Genomic DNA, 21,019 nt, shown 5'->3' with positions numbered 1-21,019 from the left:
CCGGATGAGGGGAGAGCTCCGCATCCATCTCGGCGCCGCGCCCGGGGTCGGCAAGACCTTCGCCATGCTCGGCGAGGCCCACCGCCGCCTCGGGCGCGGCACCGACGTCGTCGTCGGTGTCGTGGAGACCCACGGCCGCGACCGCACCGCCGCGCTGCTCGACGGGCTGGAGGTCGTCCCGCGCCGGGTCGTGCAGCACCACGGCACCCGGCTGGAGGAGATGGACCTCGACGCCGTCCTGGCGCGCCGCCCGCAGGTCGCGCTGGTCGACGAGCTGGCCCACACCAACGCGCCCGGCTCGCGCAACGCCAAGCGCTGGCAGGACGTGCAGGAGCTGCTCGACGCGGGCATCGACGTCATCTCCACGGTCAACGTGCAGCACCTGGAGTCGCTCGGCGACGTCGTCGCGACGATCACCGGGGCCCGCCAGCAGGAGACCGTGCCCGACGACGTCGTGCGCGCCGCCGAGCAGATCGAGATCGTCGACATCACCCCGGAGGCGCTGCGCCGCAGGCTCGCCCACGGCAACGTCTACGCCGCGGAGAAGGTCGACGCCGCCCTCGCCCACTACTTCCGGGTCCCCAACCTGGTCGCGCTGCGCGAGCTGGCCCTGCTGTGGATCGCCGACGAGGTGGACACCGCGTTGCGCCGCTACCGCAGCGAGAAGCAGGTGGACGAGATCTGGGAGACCCGCGAGCGCGTCGTCGTCGCGCTGACCGGCGGACGGGAGTCGGAGACGGTGCTGCGGCGCGCGGCGCGGATCGCGAAACGGTCCGGCGGCGCGGACCTCATGGCCGTGCACGTGCTGCGCGGCGACGGCCTGTCCGGTGGCCAGGTCGGTGCCGCCGACCGGGTGCGCCGGATGGCCGAGGGCGTCGGCGCGTCGTTCCACACCGTCGTCGGCGAGTCGGTCGGGGACGCCCTGCTCGACTTCGCCCGCGGCGCCAACGCCACCCAGGTGGTGCTCGGCACGTCGCGGCGCTCGCGCCTGGCGCGGGTGTTCGACCCGGGCATCGGCGCCCGCGTCGTGCAGGAGTCCGGGCCGATCGACGTGCACATGGTCACCCACCGCGAGGCCGGTCGCGCGCTGCGCCTGCCGCGGCTGCGCACCGCGCTGCCCGCGTCCCGCCAGGCGCTCGGCTGGGTCGTCGCCCTCGCGGGCCCGGCCGTCGCGACGGTGCTGGGCGTCGTCCTGTCGCCGTGGGTGGACCTGTCCACCGACGTCGTCCTCTACTTCCTCGCCACCGTGCTCGCCGCGCTCGCCGGCGGGCTCGGCCCGGCCCTGCTCGCCGCGCTGCTCGGCGGGCTGCTGCTGAACTTCTTCCTCTCCCCGCCGCTGTACTCGCTGGTGATCGCCAACCCGGGCAACGTCCTCACCGTCGCGACGATGCTGCTGGTCGGGGTGCTCGTCGCGCTGGTCGTCGACCGGGCGGCGCGGCGCGCCGAGCAGGCCGCGCGGGCCCGGGCGGAGGCGGCGCTGCTGGCGTCGTTCGCGCGGACGGTGCTGACCCGCTCCGACCCGCTGCCGCGGCTGCTGGACAAGGTCCGCGAGACGTGGGCGCTGCGGTCGGTCGCGCTGCTCGAACGCGGCGAGGACCGGGTGTGGCGCCGGGTCGCCTGCACCGGCGACGCCGGGGACTGCGCGCGGCCCGACCAGGCCGACGTCGACGTCGTCGTCGCCGAGGGGCTGCACCTGGTCGGGACCGGCCGCACCCTGCCCGCCGCGGACCGCAGGCTGCTGGAGGTCGTCGGCGGGCAGGCGCTGCTGGCGCTGCGCGGGCAGCGCGCCGAGGCCGGCGCCGCCGACGCCGAGCGGCGCGCGGCGGCCAACGAGACCCGCGGGGCGCTGCTGTCGGCCGTCGGGCACGACCTCCGCAGCCCGCTGACCTCGATCAAGGCGGCCGCGGGCAGCCTGCGCGACGAGCACCTGCCCCTCGACGACGCCGACCGCGCCGAGCTGCTCGCCACCGTCGAGGAGTCCGCGGACCGGCTCACCGCGCTGGTGGACAACCTGCTCGACTCCTCGCGGCTCGCCGCGGGCGCGGTGACCCCGCTGCTCGCCCCGGTCGGCTACGACGAGGTCGCCGCGACCGCGCTGCTCGGCCTGGAGGGCGCCGACCGGGTCCGGCTGGAGATCGGCGAGGACGTGCCCGACGTGCTCGCCGACGCCGGGCTCCTGGACCGGGTCGTCGCCAACGTCGTGGACAACGCCCTGCGCCACGGCGGCGGGTCCGAGGTCGTGCTGCGCGCCAGCGCCTACGCCGACCGGGTGGAGCTGCGGGTGGTCGACCACGGCCGCGGGGTCTCCCCCCGCGAGCGGGACGCGCTGTTCGCGGCGTTCCAGCGGCTCGGTGACCGCGACGCCGTGGCCGGGCTCGGGCTGGGGCTGTCGGTCGCCCGCGGGCTGACCGCGGTGATGGACGGCGAGCTCACGGCCGAGGACACCCCCGGCGGGGGCCTCACCGTCGTCGTGTCGCTGCCCGCCGCGGCCGTCGTGGTGGCGTCGTGAACGCCCCCGCGCGCGGCGCCGCGAACGGGGTGCGGGTGCTCGTCGTCGACGACGACCCGCAGATCCTGCGCGCGCTGCGGATCAACCTCACCGCGCACGGCTACACCGTGCTCGCCGCCGCCGACGGGTCGGCGGCGCTGCGGGCCGCCGCGGACGGGCACCCGGACGTCGTCGTGCTGGACCTGGGGCTGCCCGACCTCGACGGCACCGAGGTCGTCGAGGGGCTGCGCGGGTGGAGCACGGTGCCGGTCATCGTGCTGTCCGCGCGCACCGACTCCGCCGACAAGGTCCGCGCCCTCGACGCCGGTGCCGACGACTACGTGACCAAGCCGTTCGGGATGGCCGAGCTGCTGGCCCGGCTGCGCGCCGCCGTCCGCCGTGCTGCGGTGTCCGCCGTCGACGGCGAGGCCGTCGTCGCCACGGCCGACTTCACCGTCGACCTGGCCGCGAAGACCGTGGTGCGCGCCGACGGCGCGGAGGTGCACCTGACCCCGACCGAGTGGGGGATCCTGGAGCTGCTGGTGCGCCACCGCGGCAAGCTGGTCGAGCAGAAGCGGCTGCTGCGCGAGGTGTGGGGCCCGCAGTACGGCACCGAGACCCACTACCTGCGGGTCTACCTCGCCCAGCTGCGCCGCAAGCTGGAGCCGGTGCCGTCGCGGCCGAAGTACCTGATCACCGAGGCCGGGATGGGGTACCGCTTCGACGGCTGAGGCCGCGCCCGCCCCGGCGGCCAGGGCGGCGCCGGCGGCCCCGGCGGCCTCAGCGGCCGAAGTCCTGGGTCCAGTACCCGCCGGACTCGCCGACGCCGATCGTGGTCAGCGAGCAGTCCAGGATGTTGCGGCGGTGCCCGGGCGACTCCATCCAGTCCTGGACGACGGTGGCCGCGTCGGGCTGGCCCATCGCGATGTTCTCCGCGCCGGGGGAGGGGTAGCCGGCCGCGGTGATGCGGTCGGCGAAGTCGCGCCCGTCGCGGCTGTCGTGGGCGAAGTAGCCCTGCCGGGCCATGTCCTCGCTGTGGCCCTGCGCGGCGGCGCTGATCCGCGGGTCGGCCCGCAGCGCGCCGCAGCCCGCCGCGGCCCGCTCGGCGTTGGTCAGTGCGACCACCCGGGCGAGCTCGCCGGACAGGCCCGCGGACGCGCCCGGGGCGGCGGCCGCCGCCGGCTCCGCCGTGCGGGGCGAGGGGACGGCCTGCTCCTCACCGGCCGCGGCGGCCCGGGTGGCCTCGGCGGCCCGGTACGCGGCGAGCGCGTCCCGTGCGGCGACGGCGGGGGAGCCGGGGTCGGCCGGCGCGGCGGCCAGCGCGGCCCGGGCGACCGCGGCCCCGTCGACCGGGCCGCCTGCGGCGGGTGCCGGGGTCGCGAGGGCGGCGGTGGAGACGGGGGCGAGCGGGACGGTGTCCTCCACCGACCCGTCGGTGGCGGGGAGCGCCACGCCGGTGATCGCGGGTGCTGCGAGCGGGGCGGCCATCGCCAGTACGGCGCCGGCCCCCACCCCGCCGAGCACCGCGCGGGCGGCGCGCGGTGTGCGTCCTGGGGTCACGGGCGGGTAACGTACCAGCACTGTGAGTGGCAACACAGATGCGACCGTTCGGCTGATCGCGTGGGTCCAGGGGGACGTACAGGGGGTCGGTTTCCGCTGGTGGACGCGTTCGCGGGCGCTCGAGCTCGGGCTGGTCGGGCAGGCCCGCAACCTGTCCGACGGCCGGGTGGCGGTGACCGCGGAGGGTGACCGCGAGACCTGCGAGCGGCTCCTGGAGCAGCTGCGCGGCGGCCGCACCCCCGGCCGCGTGACCTCCGTGTCGGAGCAGTGGACTGCGCCGTCCGGGGCATTTTCGGGTTTCGTCGAAGCCTGACGGGTCCCGGCGACGAGTTCGCTGTCGGTACCGGGTCCACACCTCGGTACACCCACCGACGAGGAGGCCGCCGTGCCCATCCAGATGAACCCCTACCTGCACTTCGACGGCACCGCCCGCGCGGCGATGGAGTTCTACCGCTCCGTGCTGGGCGGCGAGCTGCAGGTCATGACGTTCGGGGACATGGGGGCCACCGGCCCCGTCCCACCGCCCGACGGCGTGATGCACGCCTACCTCGGCACGCCCGACGGCTTCTCGCTCATGGCCTCCGACGGGGACCCGCAGCGGCCGACGGGGGCGCCCGCGGGCATCTCGGTCAGCCTCTCCGGCGACGACCCGAAGAAGCTGCGCGGCTTCTTCACCGGTCTGTCCGAGGGCGGGACCGTCGACGTGCCGATGGAGAAGCAGATGTGGGGCGACGAGTTCGGACAGGTCACGGACCGGTTCGGCGTGCGCTGGGTGGTCAACGCCTCGACCCCGTCGGCCGGGTGAGGTCCGGGCGGGCCGTCGGACGCGGCGGCCCACCCGGCTACCCTGGTCGCCCCCGCGCACCTGGAGATCCCCGCCCGTGCACCTGAAGACGCTGACGATGAAGGGCTTCAAGTCCTTCGCCTCGGCCACCACGCTGCGCCTGGAGCCGGGGATCACCTGCGTCGTCGGGCCGAACGGGTCGGGCAAGTCCAACGTCGTCGACGCGATCAGCTGGGTGCTCGGTGAGCAGGGCGCCAAGGCGCTGCGCGGCGGCAAGATGGAGGACGTCATCTTCGCCGGCACGTCCGGCCGGGCGGCCCTGGGCCGGGCCGAGGTCACGCTGACCATCGACAACTCCGATGGCGCGCTGCCCATCGACTACTCCGAGGTCTCGGTCACCCGCCGGATGTTCCGCGACGGCGCCGGCGAGTACGAGATCAACGGCTCCCGTGCCCGGCTGCTCGACGTGCAGGAGCTGCTGAGCGACTCCGGCATCGGGCGGGAGATGCACGTCATCGTCGGGCAGGGCCAGCTCGACGGGGTGCTGCAGTCCAAGCCGGAGGACCGCCGCTCCTACATCGAGGAGGCCGCCGGGGTCCTCAAGCACCGCAAGCGCAAGGAGAAGGCGCTGCGGAAGCTCGACGCGATGCAGGCCAACCTCACCCGGCTCGGCGACCTCACCGCCGAGCTGCGCCGCCAGCTCAAGCCGCTCGGCCGCCAGGCCGAGATCGCCCGCCGCGCGCAGGCCGTGCAGACCGAGCTGCGCGACGCCCGGCTGCGCCTGGCCGCCGACGACTACGTGACGCTGTCGGAGGAGACGCAGCGCGAACAGGCGTCGCAGGAGCAGGCCCGGCGCCGTCGCGCCGAGGTCGAGGAGCAGCTCGACGTCGCCCGGGAGCGCCAGGCCGAGCTGGAGACCGCGCTGGCCGCCGACGCGCCGCGCCTGCAGATCGCGCAGGACACCTGGTACCAGCTCTCCGCGCTCGCCGAACGGCTGCGCGGCACGGTCCGCCTGGCCGAGGAGCGGGTCCGGCACCTCACCTCCTCCGCGGCCGCCGAGCGCACCCCCGGCCGCGACCCCGACGAGACCGAGGCCGAGGCCGACGCGGTCGCCGAGCAGGAGGAGGAGCTGGTCGCCGCCGTCGCCGAGGCCCGGCGCCGGCTCGACGAGGTCGTCACCGAGAAGGCCGAGCGCGAACGCACGCTCGCCGCCGCCGAGCGCGAGCACCTCGCCGCCGTGCGCGCGATCGCCGACCGCCGTGCCGGGATCGCCACGCTGGCCGGCAAGGCCGACGCGCTGCGCTCCGGCGTCGCCGCCACCGCCGAGGAGATCGAGCGGCTGTCCGAGGCCCTCGCCGAGGCCGCCACCCGCACCGGCGAGGCCGAGGCCGAGCTGGAGACCGCGCGGGAGTCCCTCGGGATCGCCGACGACGACGCCGGCGCCGACCTGGCCGCGCGCGTCGAGCAGGCCGAGGCCGGGCACCGCGCCGCGCAGGATCGGGTCGCCGAGCTCGTCCGGGCCGAGCGCGACGCCGAGCAGCGGCGCGCCCACTGGCGGGCCCGGGTGGACGCGCTGCAGGTCGGCCTGGTCCGCCGGGACGGCACCGGTGCGCTGCTGGACTCCGGCGACACCGGGGTGCTCGGTGCCGTCGCCGAGCTCGTCGAGGTCGAGCCCGCCGGGCGGGCCGCGGTCGCCGCCGCGCTCGGCGACGTCGCCGAGGGCGTCGCGGTGGGCTCGGTCGGGGCCGCGGCCGAGGCACTGGCCGCGCTGCGCGGCGGCGACGCCGGCCGCGCGGCCCTGCTCGTCGGCGCCGGCCCGGGCGACGCAGCGGCGGGCGGCACCGGCCCGGGGGCGGCCGCCGGGCACGGCGGACGGGTGCCGGTCGCGGTACCCGGACAGGCCCCGCCTGCCGGGCGGTGGGCCGCGTCGCTGGTGACGGCGCCCGCCGCGCTGGCCCCGGCGCTGGCCGCGCTGCTGGCGGACACCGTCGTCGTGGACGACCTGGCCGGGGCGGCCGCGGCGGTCGGTGCCCGGCCGGGGCTGACCGCCGTCACCACCGACGGCGACGTGCTCACCGCGCACACCGCCCGCGGCGGCAGCGGCTCGGGCGAGGGTGCGCTGCAGCTGCAGGCCGCGGTCGACGACGCGGTCGCGGCCCGCGACGCCGTCGACGCCGAGCTGGAGTCGCTGCGCCCCACGCTCGACGGCGCCCGCGCCGAGGAGTCCGCGCGCGCCGAGGACCTGACCGCGGCCCGCGCCGCCGTCCCCGAGGCCGACCGGCGCCGCTCCGCCGCGGCGGCCCAGCTCCGGCGCCTGGAGCAGGTCGTCACCTCGGCCCGGGCCGAGGCGCAGCGGCTGCGCGAGCGGCGCGACACCGTCGAGCGCCGCCGCTCGGACTCGCTGATCGAGCTGGAGGCCGCCGAGCACCAGCTGTCGCTGGCCTCCGACGCCCCCGTCGACGACGAGCCCGACACCGAGCTGCGCGACGAGGCCGCCGAGCGTGTGGAGGAGGTCCGCTCCGAGGAGGTCGAGTGCCGCCTCGCGCTGCGCACCGCCGAGGAGCGCGCCCGCGCGATCGCCGGCCGGGCGGAGACGCTGCGCCGCCAGGCCCACGGCGAGCGCCTCGCGCGCTCCCGGGCGGCCGCCGCGGCCGCGGAACGCGACCGTGCCTCGGAGGTGGCGCGGCTCGTCGTCGACGCCGGGCACACCGCGTCGGAGCGGATCGAGCGGTCCCTGGCGGCGGCCGCGGCCGAGCGCGACGAGATCCAGGCCGCCCGCGCCGAGCGCGACCGCGCGCACGCCGAGGCCCGGGACACCTCGACGACGCTGACCGCGCTGCTGGAGAAGCTCACCGACGCCGTGCACCGCGACGAGATGGTGCGCCAGCAGACCCGGATGCGCCTGGAGCAGCTGACCGAGAAGATCCTCGGCGACCACGGCATCGGCGTCGACGACCTCGTCGCCGAGTACGGCCCGGACGTGCCGGTGCCGCCCTCGGCCGCCGACGTCGCCGAGTACGAGGCCGCCCGCGAGCGCGGCGAGCAGGTGTCCGCGCCGCCGCCGGTCCGGTTCGACCGGCCCACCCAGGAGCGCCGGCTGCGGCGCGCCGAGAAGGACCTCGCCCTGCTCGGCAAGGTCAACCCGCTGGCGCTGGAGGAGTTCGCGGCGCTGGAGGAGCGCTACCGCTTCCTGTCCACCCAGCTCGAGGACCTGAAGAACACCCGGCGCGACCTGCTGACCGTCGTCCGCGAGGTCGACGACAAGATCCTCGAGGTCTTCACCACCGCCTACCACGACGTGGCCGCGGAGTTCGAGACCGTGTTCGCGACGCTGTTCCCCGGCGGCGACGGCCGGCTCGTGCTGACCGACCCCGACGACATGCTCACCACCGGCATCGAGGTGGAGGCCCGCCCGCCGGGCAAGAAGGTGAAGCGGCTGTCGCTGCTGTCGGGCGGGGAGCGGTCGCTGACCGCGATGGCGCTGCTGGTGGCGATCTTCCGGGCCCGGCCGTCGCCGTTCTACGTGCTCGACGAGATCGAGGCCGCCCTCGACGACGTCAACCTGCGCCGGCTGATCTCGCTGATGGAGGAGCTGCGCGCGACCAGCCAGCTCATCGTCATCACCCACCAGAAGCCGACGATGGAGGTCGCCGACGCCCTCTACGGCGTCTCCATGCGCGGCGACGGCATCACCCAGGTCATCTCCCAACGGCTGCGCCCCGCGTCCTGAGCCGGTCCCGTCGCCCGCGCCGCGGGCCGCGCACGGGGCGCGAGCGCCGTGTCCCGCGCGACGCCCGGACCGGGCGTGGCAGGGTGGCGCCGTGACCACGCAGACCATCTGGATCGTCGTCGCGATCGTCGTGGCGGTGTTGCTGATCGCCGTCGCCGCGGGGCTGGTGATCGCCCGGCGGCGGCGGATCAGCCTGCGGTCCGACGAGGAGCAGCGCGAGCTCGAGGCGGGGCCGCCGAAGCCGAAGGGCGGCTCGTACCAGGCCGGCGGCGGGTTCGCGTTCTCCTCCGGGACCGCCGCCGCCCCCGAGCGCCCGCGCGCGCCGGGGGACGGCGACCCGGCCGCGCCCGCCGCCGACGCGCCCGCCCCGGCGGGGCCCGCCGCGCCCGTCCCGGCCGACGCGACCCCCACCGCCGACGAGGTGCGCACCCCGCCCGGCGGGACCCCGGTCGTCGACGGCGCCACCGAGGCCCGCACACCACCGGGCGGCATCCCCGTCAGCACGGCGCCGCCGCTGACGTCGACGGCGCCGCCGAGCAGCCCGACCGTGCCGACCCGGCCGACCGAGCCGACCCAGCCGCCCCAGCCGACCCAGTCGACCGGGCCGGGCGGCACGGTCACCGGCACGCCGGGCGCCGCCCGCGTCATCGACACCGCCGAGGCCGGCAAGGACCCCGACACCCGGCAGCTGCAGCGCCCCGCGGCCCCCACCGACGGAGGCGCCACGCAGCAGATCCCCGCCGACGGTCGCACCACGCAGCAGATCCCTGCCGACGGCGGCGCCACGCAGCAGATCCCCGCCGACGCGGCGGCCACGCCGCAGGTCCCCACCGGCACCGGGACCGCACCGGCCGCCCCCGCCGAGGAGATCGCCCCCGCCGAGGGGCGCATCAACCGCCTGCGCGGACGCCTGTCCCGCTCCCGCTCCGGGCTCGGGCAGAGCCTGCTGGGCCTGCTGGGCGCCGGCGACCTCGACGAGGAGTCGTGGGAGGACGTCGAGGCCACGCTGCTGCAGGCCGACCTCGGCCCCGAGACCACCGCGGAGATCGTCGGCAGGCTCCGCGAGCAGATCGCGAGCCGCGGCGTCCGCACCGCCGAGCAGGCCCGCGCCACCCTGCGCGACGTGCTGGTGGAGGCGCTGGGCACCGGGCAGGACCGCTCCGTGCACGCCCTGCCGCACGACGGGCGCCCGGCCGTGCTGCTCGTCGTCGGCGTCAACGGCACCGGCAAGACCACGACGACCGGCAAGCTCGCCCGGGTGCTCGTCGCGGGCGGGCACCGGGTCACCCTCGGCGCCGCCGACACCTTCCGCGCCGCGGCCGCCGAGCAGCTCGTCACCTGGGGCGAGCGCTCCGGCGCGGGCGTCGTGCGCGGGGCCGAGGGCGCCGACCCCGCCGCCGTCGCGTTCGACGCGGTCAAGCGCGGCACCGCCGACGGCGTCGACGCCGTCCTGCTCGACACCGCGGGCCGCCTGCACACCAAGACCGGCCTGATGGACGAGCTCGGCAAGGTCAAGCGCGTCGTCGAGAAGCAGGCCCGGGTCGACGAGGTGCTGCTCGTCCTCGACGCCACCACCGGGCAGAACGGGCTCACCCAGGCCCGGGTGTTCGGCGAGGTCGTCGACGTCACCGGCGTCGTGCTCACCAAGCTCGACGGCACCGCCAAGGGCGGCATCGTCTTCCGCGTGCAGCGCGAGCTCGGGGTGCCGGTCAAGCTCGTCGGTCTCGGCGAGGGCCCGGACGACCTCGCGCCCTTCGAGCCGGACGCGTTCGTCGACGCCCTGCTCGACTGAGACGCACGGCGGCGCGGGTCCGCGGGGCCCGTGCCGCCGGCCGCCGGCACGGGTCGCCGCTCCGTGCGGCAGGTCACGAAACGGACCATCCGGATGGCCATCCGTCACGCGGATCCGGTTGGGTAACGCAACCGTCATGTCCTCCGGCGCCCTGTTAACCGGTACGAAACGGACAGGCGCCGAATGCGAAACACGCGCTCACCATTCTTCCTCCCCAGTCGGACAACCACAGACGTGGGAGGTACAAAGCCCGTGGAAGGCCTCAACAGCGGTGACACCGCCTGGCTCCTGACGAGCGCGGCGCTCGTCATGCTCATGACCCCGGGGGTGGCGCTGTTCTACGGCGGCCAGGCCCGGTCCAAGAGCGTGCTCAACATGTTCATGATGTGCTTCAGCGCCCTGGGCGTCGTCGGGGTCCTGTGGATCCTCTACGGCTACTCCACGGTGTTCGGCACCGAGCTCGTCGGCGGCGGCCTGCTGGGCAACCCGGCCGAGTACTTCGGCCTCACCGCGCTGCTGCCCAACGACGAGGCGACCGAGGCCTACCCGGCACTGGCCTTCGTCAGCTTCCAGGGCATGTTCGCGATCCTGACCGTCGCGCTGATCGCCGGTGCCGCCGCGGACCGCATGAAGTTCGGCGCCTGGGTGCTGTTCTCCGGCCTGTGGGCCACGCTGGTCTACTTCCCGGTCGCGCACTGGGTCTTCGACCTGGAGCAGGGCTGGATCCCGGTCATCCTCGGCGCGAAGGACTTCGCCGGTGGCACCGCGGTCCACATCAACGCCGGTATCGCCGCCCTCGTGCTCTGCATCGTCCTGGGCAAGCGCCGCGGCTGGCCGCGCGAGGCCATGCGCCCGCACAACCTGACCATGGTCATGCTCGGCGCCGGCGTCCTCTGGTTCGGCTGGTTCGGCTTCAACGCCGGCTCGGCCACCTCGGCCGGCTGGGCCGCGGGCTACGCGTTCGTCAACTCCCTCGCCGCGACCGCCGCCGCCATCCTCGGCTGGCTGCTGGTCGAGAAGATCCGCTACGGCAAGGCCACCTCGCTGGGCGCCGCGTCGGGCATCGTCGCCGGTCTGGTCGCGATCACCCCGGCCTGTGCCTCGGTCTCCCCGCTGGGTGCGCTCGCCATCGGCGCCATCGCCGGTGCGCTCTGCGCCTGGGCCGTCGGCCTGAAGTACAAGCTGGGCTACGACGACTCCTTCGACGTCGTCGGCGTCCACTTCGTCGGTGGTCTCTGGGGCACCCTGGCGATCGGCTTCTTCGCCACCGACGTCGCCCCCGACGAGGTCAACGGCCTGTTCTACGGCGGCGGCTTCACCCAGCTGGGCCTGCAGGCCGTGGCCGCGTTCGCGGTCATCGCCTACACCGCGGTCGTCACCACGATCATCGTCGTCGCCCTGAAGTACACCATCGGCCTGCGGGTCGAGGACGAGGTCGAGCAGACCGGCATCGACGAGGGCGAGCACGCCGAGACCGGCTACGAGTTCTCCGGCCTGCGTGGCGGCGGCGGTCTCGGCTCCGCGCCGAAGCCCGCCACCGAGGCGAAGGCCACCCCCGTCGCGAAGCAGGAGGTCTGACCCATGAAGCTCGTGACCGCCATCGTCAAGCCGTTCGTCCTGGAGGACGTGAAGGGCGCGCTGGAGCAGATCGGCGTCCTCGGCCTGACCATCAGCGAGGTCCAGGGCTACGGCCGCCAGAAGGGCCACACCGAGGTCTACCGGGGCGCGGAGTACTCGGTCGACTTCGTGCCGAAGGTCCGGGTCGAGGTCGTCGTCGACGACGCGCTGCTGGACAAGGTCGTCGACGCGGTCGTCGAGGCCGCCCGTACCGGCAAGATCGGTGACGGCAAGGTCTGGGTGACCCCGGTCGAGACCGTCGTCCGCGTCCGCACCGGAGAGCGCGGCGCCGACGCCATCTGACCGGCGCACCACCGCGACGGCCCGTCGCGCTCCCTGCGGAGTGCGGCGGGCCGTCCGCCGTCCGGCACCGAACCGGACATCGGGACAGTTATCCGGATCACTGGTCGAACGAACAGGAAGCGGGTGACGCGGGGCGATGACGGTCCTCGGGTCGGGCGAAGCGGCGGACCTGGTCAAGGCGAGATCGGTCCTCCTGGAATCCAACGGCCGCCACCACCACGGCCCGGAGGCGTTGCGGGCGGCGCTGGTGGACCTGCACGACTTCTGGCTGTCCTCGCGGTGCGCCTCGCTCGGGTTCGGGGGCGAGGGGAGCGGGACGGCGCTGGCCGCCGTCGGCGCGCTCGGGCGGCGCGAGCTGTGCCCGTTCTCCGACCTGGACCTGGTGCTCCTGCACGACGGCCGGGCCGACGTCGAGGCGCTCGCCGAGAAGCTCTGGTACCCCCTGTGGGACGCCGGGATCGGGCTGGACCACTCGGTGCGCACCCCCGGCCAGGCCGTCCAGGTCGCCGCGACCGACCTGCGGGCCGCGTTCGGGCTGCTGGAGCTGCGCCACGTCGCCGGCGACCCGGCCCTCACCGCCACGGTCCGCGACGCCGTGCGCGCCGCGTGGCGGGCCGGCATGCGCAGCCGCTTCGACGAGGTCGTCGAGTCCACCGCCGAGCGGTGGCGCCGCAACGGCGACGTCGCCCACCGCGTCGAGCCCGACCTGAAGAACGGCCACGGCGGCCTGCGGGACGTGCAGCTGCTCGACGCGCTGGCCACCGCCCAGCTCGTCGACCGGCCCGGGCCCGACGTCGTCGCCGCCCGCACCCTGCTGCTCGACGTCCGCACCGAGCTGCACCGGCTGTCCGGGCGCGCCCGCGACGTGCTGCGGGCCCAGGAGGCCGACGAGATCGCCGGGGTGCTCGACGTCGGCGACCGGTTCGACCTGGCCCGGGCGCTGTCCGGCGCCGCGCGGGCGGTCGCCTTCGCCACCGAGGTCGGGCTGCGCCAGGCCCGGGCCGCGCTGCCGCGCCGCGGGCTCGCCGCGCTGCGCCGTGCCCCGGTGCGCCGCCCGCTGGACTCCGGCGTCGTCGAGCACGCCGGCGAGGTCGGCCTGGCCCGCGACGCCTCCGCCGCGAAGGACCCGGCGCTGGTCCTGCGGGTCGCCGCCACCGCCGCCCGCACCGGGCTGCCGATCTCCGCGGGCACCCTGTCCCGGCTCGCCGACACCGCCCCGGAGCTGCGCGCCCCGTGGCCGCGCGCCGCCGTCGCGGAGCTGCTCGCGCTGCTCGGGACGGGGAAGGCCGCCGTCGCGGTGATCGAGTCGCTGGACCGCACCGGGCTCTGGGGACGGCTGCTGCCCGAGTGGGGCGCGGTGCGCGACCTGCCCCCGCGCGACCGCACCCACGTCTGGACCGTCGACCGGCACCTCGTCGAGGTCTGCGCCGAGGCCGCCCGGCTCACCACCCGCGTGTCGCGCCCGGACCTGCTGCTCATCGGTGCCCTGCTGCACGACATCGGCAAGGGCCGCGGCGGCGACCACTCGGTGGTGGGCGAGTCGCTGGTCCGCCAGATCGGCGCCCGGCTGGGCCTGCGCGACGGCGACGTCGTGCTGCTCGCCGCGATGGTCCGCCACCACCTGCTGCTGCCGCACACCGCGACCCGCCGCGACCCGGAGGACCCGGCGACGGTGTCGCGGGTGCTCGACACGCTGCGCGACGCCCTCGCCGACGGCGACGGTGGCGGGCCGGACGTGGCGGTGCTCGTCGAGCTGCTCGACGCGCTGGCCGAGGCCGACTCGCTCGGTACCGGGCCCGGCGTGTGGAGCCCGTGGCGGCGCACCCTGATCCAGGGCCTGGCCGGGCGCTGCCTGACCGCGCTGGACGGCCGCCCGTTCGTCGAGCCGGGCCCGCCCGGCCCCGCCCAGCAGGAGATGGTCGAGGCCGTCGCCCGCACCGGGGAGCCGCAGGTCCGCTTCACCACCGACGACGACGTCGCCGTGGTCGCCGTCGCGCTGCCCGACGGCCGGGGCGCGCTGTCGGCGGTCGCCGGGGTGCTCGCGCTGCACTCGCTGCAGTGCCACACCGCCGACGTCACCGTCGCCGGCGGCGTGGCGGTGGAGACCTTCGCCGTGACCCCGCGGTTCGGCGGCCTGCCCGACCCGGCGCTGGTCCGCTCCGACCTGGTCCGGGTGCTCGCCGGGTCGCTGAGCCTGCCCGAGGCGCTGGCCCGCAAGGAGCGCGACTACGCGCCGTCCACCCCGGAGGTGGAGCGGACCGCGCCGCCGCGGGTCCTGTGGTTCGACGACGAGGCCACCGGCGCCGTCGTCCTGGAGCTGCGCGGCACCGACCGGATCGGGCTGCTGCACCACGTCACCGCGGCCCTGGAACGGACCGGGGTCGACCTCGTCTGGGCCCGCGTGGAGACCCTCGGCGCGTCGGTCGTGGACTCCTTCGGCATCGCGGGCTCGCCCGACCGCGCCGCGCGCACCGGGATCGAGCGGGCGGTGCTGGCGGTCGCGGCCGGGCGGGGGGAGGCCCGTACCGGGGGGTGACGCGCGTCGTGTCGCCTTGCAACCCCACGCGCGGGGCGACGATCATGCTCGTCGCCGGTGCGGGCTCGCCCGGTGCCGCGCGCGACGAGGAGCGCCCCGTTGGACACCGGCAACACCGCCTTCCTGCTCGTCAGCGCCGCCCTGGTCATGCTCATGACCCCGGGGCTGGCGCTGTTCTACGGCGGCATGGTCCGCGCCAAGAGCGTGCTGAACATGATGATGATGAGCGTCGTCTGTCTCGGCGTGATCGGTCTGGTCTGGGTCCTGTTCGGGTTCTCGCTGGCCTTCGGTGACTCCCACGCGGGCCTGATCGGCGGGTTCGGCCTGGCCGGGATCACCGACACCACCGCGCTGGTGGGCGACGTGCCGGTGCAGGCGTTCGCGATGTTCCAGCTGATGTTCGCGGTGATCACCGGGGCGCTGGTCTCCGGCGCCGTCGCCGACCGGGCCCGGTTCCGCTCCTGGACGCTGTTCGTGACGCTCTGGGTCGTCCTGGTCTACATCCCGCTGGCGCACTGGACCTTCGCCCTCGACGGCGCGGTGTCGACGCGCGGCGGCTGGCTGGCCAACACGATCGGCACCCTGGACTTCGCGGGCGGCGCCGCCGTCGAGATCAACTCCGGGGCGTCGGCGCTGGCGCTGGCCCTGGTCCTCGGCGCCCGGCGCGGCTGGCCGCGCGAGCCGATGCGCCCGCACAACCTGCCGCTGGTGCTGCTCGGCGCGGGCCTGCTGTGGTTCGGCTGGTTCGGCTTCAACGCCGGCTCCGCGCTCGCCGCCGGGGCCACCGCGGCCAACGCCTTCCTCACCACGATGACGGCCGCGGCCGCCGCCGTCGTGTCCTGGCTGGTCCTGGAGGACCGCCTCGACGGGCGCCCGACCAGCCTCGGCGCGGCCTCGGCCGCCATCTCCGGGCTGGTCGCGATCACCCCGGCCTGCGGCTACGTCGACACCTGGGGCGCGCTGGCCATCGGCGTGCTGGCCGGGCTGCTGTGCCAGCTCGCGATCCGGCTGAAGTACCGGTTCGGTTACGACGACTCCCTCGACGTCGTCGCGATCCACGGGATCGGCGGGGTCATCGGCATGCTGATGCTCGGCCTCGTGGCCACCGACGCGGTCAACGACGCCGGCGCCGACGGCCTGCTCTACGGCGGCGGGTTCGCCCAGCTGGGCAAGCAGGCGCTGGCCGTCGTCGTCGCCGCGGCGTGGGCGTTCGGGATGAGCGCGCTCATCGCGTGGGTGGTGTCGCGGACTGTCGGCTTCCGGGCCGCCGCCGACGACGAGCACGGCGGCATCGACGAGGCCGAGCACGCCGAGACCGCGTACGAGTTCAGCACGATGCGCACGGCCGGCCGCGGGCCCGCCGGGCGGATCACGGAGGGGGACCGATGAAGCTGGTGACCGCGATCGTCAAGCCGTTCGTGCTGGGCGACGTCAAGGACGCGCTGGAGGGCCTCGGGGTGCTGGGCCTGACCGTCACCGAGGTGCAGGGCTTCGGCCGGCAGAAGGGCCACACCGAGGTCTACCGGGGTGCGGAGTACGCCGTCGACTTCGTGCCGAAGGTCAAGGTCGAGGTCGTGGTCGACGACGAGCTGGCCGAGCGGGTCGTGCAGGCCGTCGTCGACGCGGCGCACACCGGCCGGATCGGCGACGGCAAGGTGTGGGTCGTGCCGGTGGAGAACGTCGTGCGCGTGCGGACCGGCGAGCGCGGCGCCGACGCGCTCTGAGCACCCCGCGGACGGGCCCCGCCGCACCGCCGACCGGGTGATCGTCGCCCGGCCGCCCGCGCCGCCGTGCCCGGCCCGGACCGCGGGTGATCAGCACGTTCCCGGCCCGGGCCGGGCGGGGACGCGCGCCACGCCGCCGCGGTGGCGGGCCGGACACACCGGGTGATCGGAACGATCCGGGCGTCCCTTCCGTTTCACCGCACATGACCACCGCCCGTGCCGTGCCGACCGGCGCCGTGCCGACCCGCGACGCCGCGCCGACCCGTGACGCCGCGCCCGCCGCCCCCGGCCCCGTCCCGTCCGACGGCCCGCTGGTCCTGTCGCTGCCGGGCCGCACGCTGCTGCTGGTGGCGGGGCTGCCCGGCGCGGGCAAGTCCACGCTGCTCGCCGCGCTCGACGCCCCGGCGGGCACCCGCGTGCTCGACTCCGGGGCCGCGCGGGCGGCCCTCGCCGCCCGGCTGCCGGCGGGCACGCCGTACCCGGCCTACCGGTGGCTGACCCACCTCGCGCACCGCGCGTCGGTCGTCGGGGCGGTGCTGGGCCGCGCCGAGACGGTCGTCGTCCACCTGCCCGCGACGGCGCCGCGGGTGCGCGGCGCGGTGCGCCGGCTGGCCCGCCTCGGCCGCCGCACGCCGCACCTGCTGTGGCTCGACACCCCTCCCGAGCAGGCGCTCGACGGCCAGCGCGCCCGCGGGCGCGTCGTGCGGGCCCGGCCGTTCTCGGTGCACGCGCGGCGCGCGGAACGGACCGTCACGGCCCTGCGGGCGGGCGCCGAGACCGGGTGGGCGTCGGTCCGGTGCACGGATCGCTCCGGCGCCCGCCGGGGCCTCGCACTCGCCAAGTAGGCTGGTAAGGGTGTTCGACTCCCTCTCCGAGCGGCTCGGATCCACGCTGCGTGACCTCCGCGGCAAGGGCCGGCTCTCCGACGCCGACATCGACGCCACCGCGCGCGAGATCCGGATCGCCCTGCTGGAGGCGGACGTCGCCCTGCCGGTGGTCCGCGGGTTCATCGGGCGGATCAAGGAGCGCGCCAAGGGCGCCGAGGTCTCGCAGGCCCTGAACCCGGCCCAGCAGGTCGTCAAGATCGTCAACTCCGAGCTCGTCGCCATCCTCGGCGGCGAGACGCGGCGGCTGAACCTGGCCAAGGAGCCGCCGACGGTCATCATGCTGGCCGGTCTGCAGGGTGCCGGTAAGACGACCCTGGCCGGCAAGCTCGCCCGCTGGCTCAAGGGCCAGGGGCACACGCCGCTGCTCGTGGCGTGCGACCTGCAGCGGCCCAACGCGGTCAACCAGCTGCAGATCGTCGGCGAGCGGGCCGGCGTCCCGACCTACGCACCGCACCCCGGCGCCACCGGCTCCGGCGAGCTGCCCGAGGGCCCCGGCGACCCGGTCGGCGTGGCGCGCGGCGGCATCGCGCACGCCCGCGAGAAGCAGTACGACGTGGTCGTCGTCGACACCGCGGGCCGCCTCGGCGTCGACGAGGAGCTGATGCGCCAGGCGTCCGACATCCGGACGGCGGTGCAGCCCGACGAGGTCCTGTTCGTCGTCGACGCGATGATCGGCCAGGACGCGGTCGCGACCGCCGAGGCCTTCCGCGACGGCGTCGGCTTCACCGGTGTCGTGCTGACCAAGCTCGACGGCGACGCCCGCGGCGGTGCCGCGCTGAGCGTCCGCGAGGTCACCGGGCAGCCGATCCTGTTCGCGTCCAACGGCGAGAAGCTGGAGGACTTCGACGTCTTCCACCCCGACCGGATGTCCTCGCGCATCCTCGGGATGGGTGACCTGCTCACCCTCATCGAGCAGGCCGAGCAGGTCTTCGACGCCGAGCAGTCCGCCGCGGCCGCCGCGAAGATCAGCTCCGGCGAGCTGTCGCTGGAGGACTTCCTCCAGCAGATGCTGCAGCTGCGCAAGATGGGGCCGATCGGCAACATCCTGAACATGCTCCCGGGGATGAACTCCGGGCAGGCCAAGGCGGCCCTGGAGCAGGTCGACGACCGCCAGATCGACCGCCTGCAGGCGATCATCCGCGGCATGACCCCGGCCGAGCGGGCGGACCCGAAGATCATCAACGCGTCGCGGCGCCAGCGCATCGCGACCGGTTCGGGCGTCACCGTCACCGACGTGAACGACCTGGTCAACCGCTTCTTCGAGGCGCGCAAGATGATGAAGCAGATGGCCGGGCAGTTCGGCCTCGGCGGCGGTGGGCGCAGCGCGACCAAGAAGGTCCCGAAGAACCCGCGCAAGGCGCGGCAGGCCAAGAAGGGCCGCCGCAGCGGGAACCCGGCCAAGGCCGCGCAGCAGGGCGGACCGGACCTGTCGAACCTGCCGCCGTCGCTGCAGCAGCTCCCGCCGGGGCTGGGCAACCTCGACCAGCTGCCGCCCGGATTCGACCCGTCGCGGCTGAACTTCGGGAAGAAGAAGTAGCCCGGGCTAGGGTCGTCGCATGGATCTACCTGCCGCAGGGTGGCGGCTCCGCGGGACCCTGCTCGGCCCGGACGGCGCGACCGGCGCCGACCTCTACGTCGACGGCACCGGCCGGATCAGCGACGAGCCGCTGCCCGGCGCCGAGGACCTGGTGCGGGAGGGCTGGATCGTCCCGGGCCTGGTCGACGCGCACTGCCACGTCGGGCTCGGCCCGGACGGGCCGGTCACCGACCTGGAGGAGTGCGCCGAGCAGGCCCGCACCGACCGCGACGCGGGCACCCTGCTGATCCGCGACTGCGGCTCCCCGGTCGACACCTCGCCCCTGCAGGCCCGCGAGGACCTGCCGGAGATCATCCGCGCCGGCCGGCACGTCGCCCGGCCCAAGCGCTACATCTCCGGCCTGGCCACCGAGCTCGACGACCCGCGGCTGCTCGTCGACGAGGTCCGCACCCAGGCCGCCCGCGGCGACGGCTGGGTCAAGCTGGTGGGGGACTGGATCGACCGCGGCCTCGGCCCCGACGACGCCGACCTCGCCCCGCTCTGGCCCGACGAGGTGCTCGCCGAGGCGATCGCCGCCGCGCACGAGGCGGGCGCCCGGGTCACCGCGCACGTCTTCGGCGTCGCCGCGCTGCCCGGGCTGGTCCGGGCCGGGATCGACTGCATCGAGCACGGCACCGGGCTCACCGACGAGCTGATCGCCGAGATGGCCGCCCGCGGCACCGCGCTCGTCCCGACGCTGATCAACGTCGAGACCTTCCCCGGGATCGCCGACAAGGCCGTGCGGTACCCCCGCTACGCCGGGCACATGCGCGACCTGCACGCCCACGCCTGGGAGACCGTCGGGCGCGCGATCGAGGCCGGCGTGCCGGTCTACGCCGGCACCGACGCCGGCGGCGGCATCCGGCACGGCCGCATCGCCGACGAGATCGCCGAGCTCGCCCGCGCCGGGCACCCCGACCCGATCGGCGCCGCCAGCTGGGCGGCCCGGTCCTGGCTGGGCCGTCCCGCCGGTCCCGTCCCGGGCGCACCGGCCGACCTGGTCGTGTACGACCGCGACCCGCGGGAGGATCTCGGCGTGCTCCGGGCACCGTCGGTGGTCGTGATCCGCGGGCGTCGGGTATCAGTGGGGGCATGAGCAGCACGCCCGGTCCCGCGCCGGGACCGCCCGGGGCCTCCGCCGGTGCGCCGTACCCCGGTGCGCCGTACCCCGGGGGACCGCTCCCGCCGCACGGAGCGCCCGGGCCGCCGCGCCGCGGGCCGTTCGGCATCGAGGCGTCACCGCCGCCGCCCCGCCCGTTCCGCGGGCTGCTGGCCTTCGCGGTCGTCGAGGTCGTGTTCCTCGGCTCGTCGTTCCTGCTCGCGCTCGGCCTGGGCGACGTCGATTCCGCGGGCGAGGTGCTGCTCGCCATCGCGATCCCGACGATCCTGGCCGCGCTCACCTGCGTCGTCTGGAGCCGGGTGTTCGGCAGCGGGCCGGCCGCCGACCTGGGGCTGCGGTTCCGCTGGGAGGACGTCGGCGTCGGGCTGCTGATCGGCATCGCGGGGCTGTTCGTGACGATCCCGGCCGCGCTGGCCTACCTCTACCTGGTCGGCCCGGACCTGACGACGTCGGTCGGGGTCGCCTTCGCGGGCATCCGCACGACCTGGCCGGTCGCGCTGGCCGTCATGGTCGGTGTCGTGGTGGTCGCGCCGGTCTGCGAGGAGATCGTCTACCGCGGGCTGCTGTGGAACGCACTGGCCCACTGGATCGGCAACCGCTGGGTCGTGTTCGTGCTGACCACGGCGGTGTTCGCGCTGGCCCACCTGGAGTTCCTGCGCGCCCCGCTGCTGTTCGTGGTGGCCCTGCCGCTGGGCGTCGCGCGGCTGCTGACCGGCCGGGTCACCGCCGGGATCGTGGCCCACGCGGTCAACAACTTCCTGCCCGGGCTGGCGCTGGCCCTCATGCTCGTCGGGGCCTTTCCCGCGGTCTGAACGACGTCTGGCAGAATGGTCGATCGGGTCCGTGGCCGGCCCTCTACCTGCCACGGCCGACACCTACGAGTGAGCGAGCCCGTAACCCCA

The 21,019-nt window shown here is 75.8% G+C and carries 16 protein-coding genes; 15 read left to right on the top strand and 1 reads right to left on the bottom strand.

Going from position 1 to position 21,019, the window contains the following annotated elements:
* Nucleotides 1-4 precede the first annotated feature (4 nt).
* Nucleotides 5-2,509: a sensor histidine kinase gene (locus WJX68_RS09720; protein ID WP_340288353.1), complete on the top strand. Its 2,505-nt coding sequence runs from the start codon at nt 5-7 to the stop codon at nt 2,507-2,509.
* Nucleotides 2,506-3,219 carry a response regulator gene (locus tag WJX68_RS09715; protein WP_340288350.1) on the top strand — a complete coding sequence of 238 codons (714 nt, stop codon included), beginning with the start codon at nt 2,506-2,508 and terminating at the stop codon, nt 3,217-3,219. The genes WJX68_RS09720 and WJX68_RS09715 overlap by 4 nt, the downstream gene beginning before the upstream one ends.
* 49 nt (nt 3,220-3,268) lie before the next feature.
* Here the strand turns inward: WJX68_RS09715 and WJX68_RS09710 are convergent, their stop codons facing one another.
* Nucleotides 3,269-4,048: a CAP domain-containing protein gene (locus WJX68_RS09710; RefSeq protein WP_340288347.1), complete on the bottom strand. Its 780-nt coding sequence runs from the start codon at nt 4,046-4,048 to the stop codon at nt 3,269-3,271.
* Nucleotides 4,049-4,070: 22 nt separating this feature from the next.
* Here WJX68_RS09710 and WJX68_RS09705 point away from each other — a divergent pair, with 22 nt between their 5' ends.
* The 13 genes from WJX68_RS09705 (at nt 4,071) to WJX68_RS09645 (ending at nt 20,929) form a co-directional block, all read left to right on the top strand.
* Nucleotides 4,071-4,361, top strand: a complete 291-nt coding sequence (locus WJX68_RS09705; protein WP_340288344.1) for an acylphosphatase — start codon at nt 4,071-4,073, stop codon at nt 4,359-4,361.
* A 72-nt stretch (nt 4,362-4,433) separates the two neighbouring features.
* Nucleotides 4,434-4,853, top strand: a complete 420-nt coding sequence (locus WJX68_RS09700; protein WP_340288341.1) for a VOC family protein — start codon at nt 4,434-4,436, stop codon at nt 4,851-4,853.
* 76 nt (nt 4,854-4,929) lie between these two features.
* Complete coding sequence (smc, locus tag WJX68_RS09695; protein ID WP_340288339.1) at nt 4,930-8,562, top strand: chromosome segregation protein SMC; 3,633 nt, start codon at nt 4,930-4,932, stop codon at nt 8,560-8,562.
* A gap of 91 nt (nt 8,563-8,653) precedes the next feature.
* Entirely contained in the window at nt 8,654-10,354 is a 1,701-nt protein-coding gene (ftsY, locus tag WJX68_RS09690; protein WP_340288337.1) for a signal recognition particle-docking protein FtsY, read from the top strand.
* Nucleotides 10,355-10,663: 309 nt separating this feature from the next.
* Nucleotides 10,664-11,932: an ammonium transporter gene (locus WJX68_RS09685; RefSeq protein ID WP_422785686.1), complete on the top strand. Its 1,269-nt coding sequence runs from the start codon at nt 10,664-10,666 to the stop codon at nt 11,930-11,932.
* A 3-nt stretch (nt 11,933-11,935) separates the two neighbouring features.
* A complete protein-coding gene (locus WJX68_RS09680; protein WP_224391714.1) occupies nt 11,936-12,274 on the top strand; it encodes a P-II family nitrogen regulator in 339 nt (112 codons plus the stop codon).
* A gap of 136 nt (nt 12,275-12,410) precedes the next feature.
* Nucleotides 12,411-14,810 carry a [protein-PII] uridylyltransferase gene (locus WJX68_RS09675; RefSeq protein ID WP_340288330.1) on the top strand — a complete coding sequence of 800 codons (2,400 nt, stop codon included), beginning with the start codon at nt 12,411-12,413 and terminating at the stop codon, nt 14,808-14,810.
* Between the two features lie 99 nt (nt 14,811-14,909).
* The gene (locus WJX68_RS09670) at nt 14,910-16,199 is read left to right on the top strand and encodes an ammonium transporter (RefSeq protein ID WP_340288327.1); all 1,290 of its coding nucleotides are present in this window, start codon (nt 14,910-14,912) and stop codon (nt 16,197-16,199) included.
* Nucleotides 16,196-16,534: a P-II family nitrogen regulator gene (locus tag WJX68_RS09665; RefSeq protein ID WP_340288324.1), complete on the top strand. Its 339-nt coding sequence runs from the start codon at nt 16,196-16,198 to the stop codon at nt 16,532-16,534. The genes WJX68_RS09670 and WJX68_RS09665 overlap by 4 nt, the downstream gene beginning before the upstream one ends.
* A gap of 203 nt (nt 16,535-16,737) precedes the next feature.
* The gene (locus WJX68_RS09660; RefSeq protein ID WP_340288321.1) at nt 16,738-17,379 is read left to right on the top strand and encodes an AAA family ATPase; all 642 of its coding nucleotides are present in this window, start codon (nt 16,738-16,740) and stop codon (nt 17,377-17,379) included.
* Between the two features lie 10 nt (nt 17,380-17,389).
* On the top strand, nt 17,390-18,958 hold the full coding sequence (gene ffh, locus WJX68_RS09655; protein WP_340288318.1) for a signal recognition particle protein: 1,569 nt from the start codon (nt 17,390-17,392) through the stop codon (nt 18,956-18,958).
* Nucleotides 18,959-18,977: 19 nt separating this feature from the next.
* On the top strand, nt 18,978-20,093 hold the full coding sequence (locus tag WJX68_RS09650; protein ID WP_340288316.1) for an amidohydrolase family protein: 1,116 nt from the start codon (nt 18,978-18,980) through the stop codon (nt 20,091-20,093).
* Nucleotides 20,090-20,929, top strand: coding sequence for a CPBP family intramembrane glutamic endopeptidase (locus WJX68_RS09645; RefSeq protein WP_340288315.1), 840 nt, complete (start codon nt 20,090-20,092; stop codon nt 20,927-20,929). The genes WJX68_RS09650 and WJX68_RS09645 overlap by 4 nt, the downstream gene beginning before the upstream one ends.
* Nucleotides 20,930-21,019 lie beyond the last annotated feature (90 nt).

The sequence above is a fragment of the Pseudonocardia spirodelae genome (assembly GCF_037727765.1).
Taxonomy (GTDB): domain Bacteria; phylum Actinomycetota; class Actinomycetes; order Mycobacteriales; family Pseudonocardiaceae; genus Pseudonocardia; species Pseudonocardia spirodelae.
Note: the sequence above shows the minus strand (reverse complement) of the source record. Positions and strands in the feature narration are given on the sequence as shown.

What these genes read in the sequence shown, in the direction of transcription:
- WJX68_RS09720 (WP_340288353.1), top strand. Translation starts at nt 5, where the DNA reads ATGAGGGGAGAGCTCCGCATCCATCTCGGCGCCGCGCCCGGGGTCGGC.
- WJX68_RS09685 (WP_422785686.1), top strand. Translation starts at nt 10,664, where the DNA reads ATGCTCATGACCCCGGGGGTGGCGCTGTTCTACGGCGGCCAGGCCCGG.
- WJX68_RS09680 (WP_224391714.1), top strand. Translation starts at nt 11,936, where the DNA reads ATGAAGCTCGTGACCGCCATCGTCAAGCCGTTCGTCCTGGAGGACGTG.
- WJX68_RS09675 (WP_340288330.1), top strand. Translation starts at nt 12,411, where the DNA reads ATGACGGTCCTCGGGTCGGGCGAAGCGGCGGACCTGGTCAAGGCGAGA.
- WJX68_RS09665 (WP_340288324.1), top strand. Translation starts at nt 16,196, where the DNA reads ATGAAGCTGGTGACCGCGATCGTCAAGCCGTTCGTGCTGGGCGACGTC.
- WJX68_RS09660 (WP_340288321.1), top strand. Translation starts at nt 16,738, where the DNA reads ATGACCACCGCCCGTGCCGTGCCGACCGGCGCCGTGCCGACCCGCGAC.
- WJX68_RS09650 (WP_340288316.1), top strand. Translation starts at nt 18,978, where the DNA reads ATGGATCTACCTGCCGCAGGGTGGCGGCTCCGCGGGACCCTGCTCGGC.
- WJX68_RS09645 (WP_340288315.1), top strand. Translation starts at nt 20,090, where the DNA reads ATGAGCAGCACGCCCGGTCCCGCGCCGGGACCGCCCGGGGCCTCCGCC.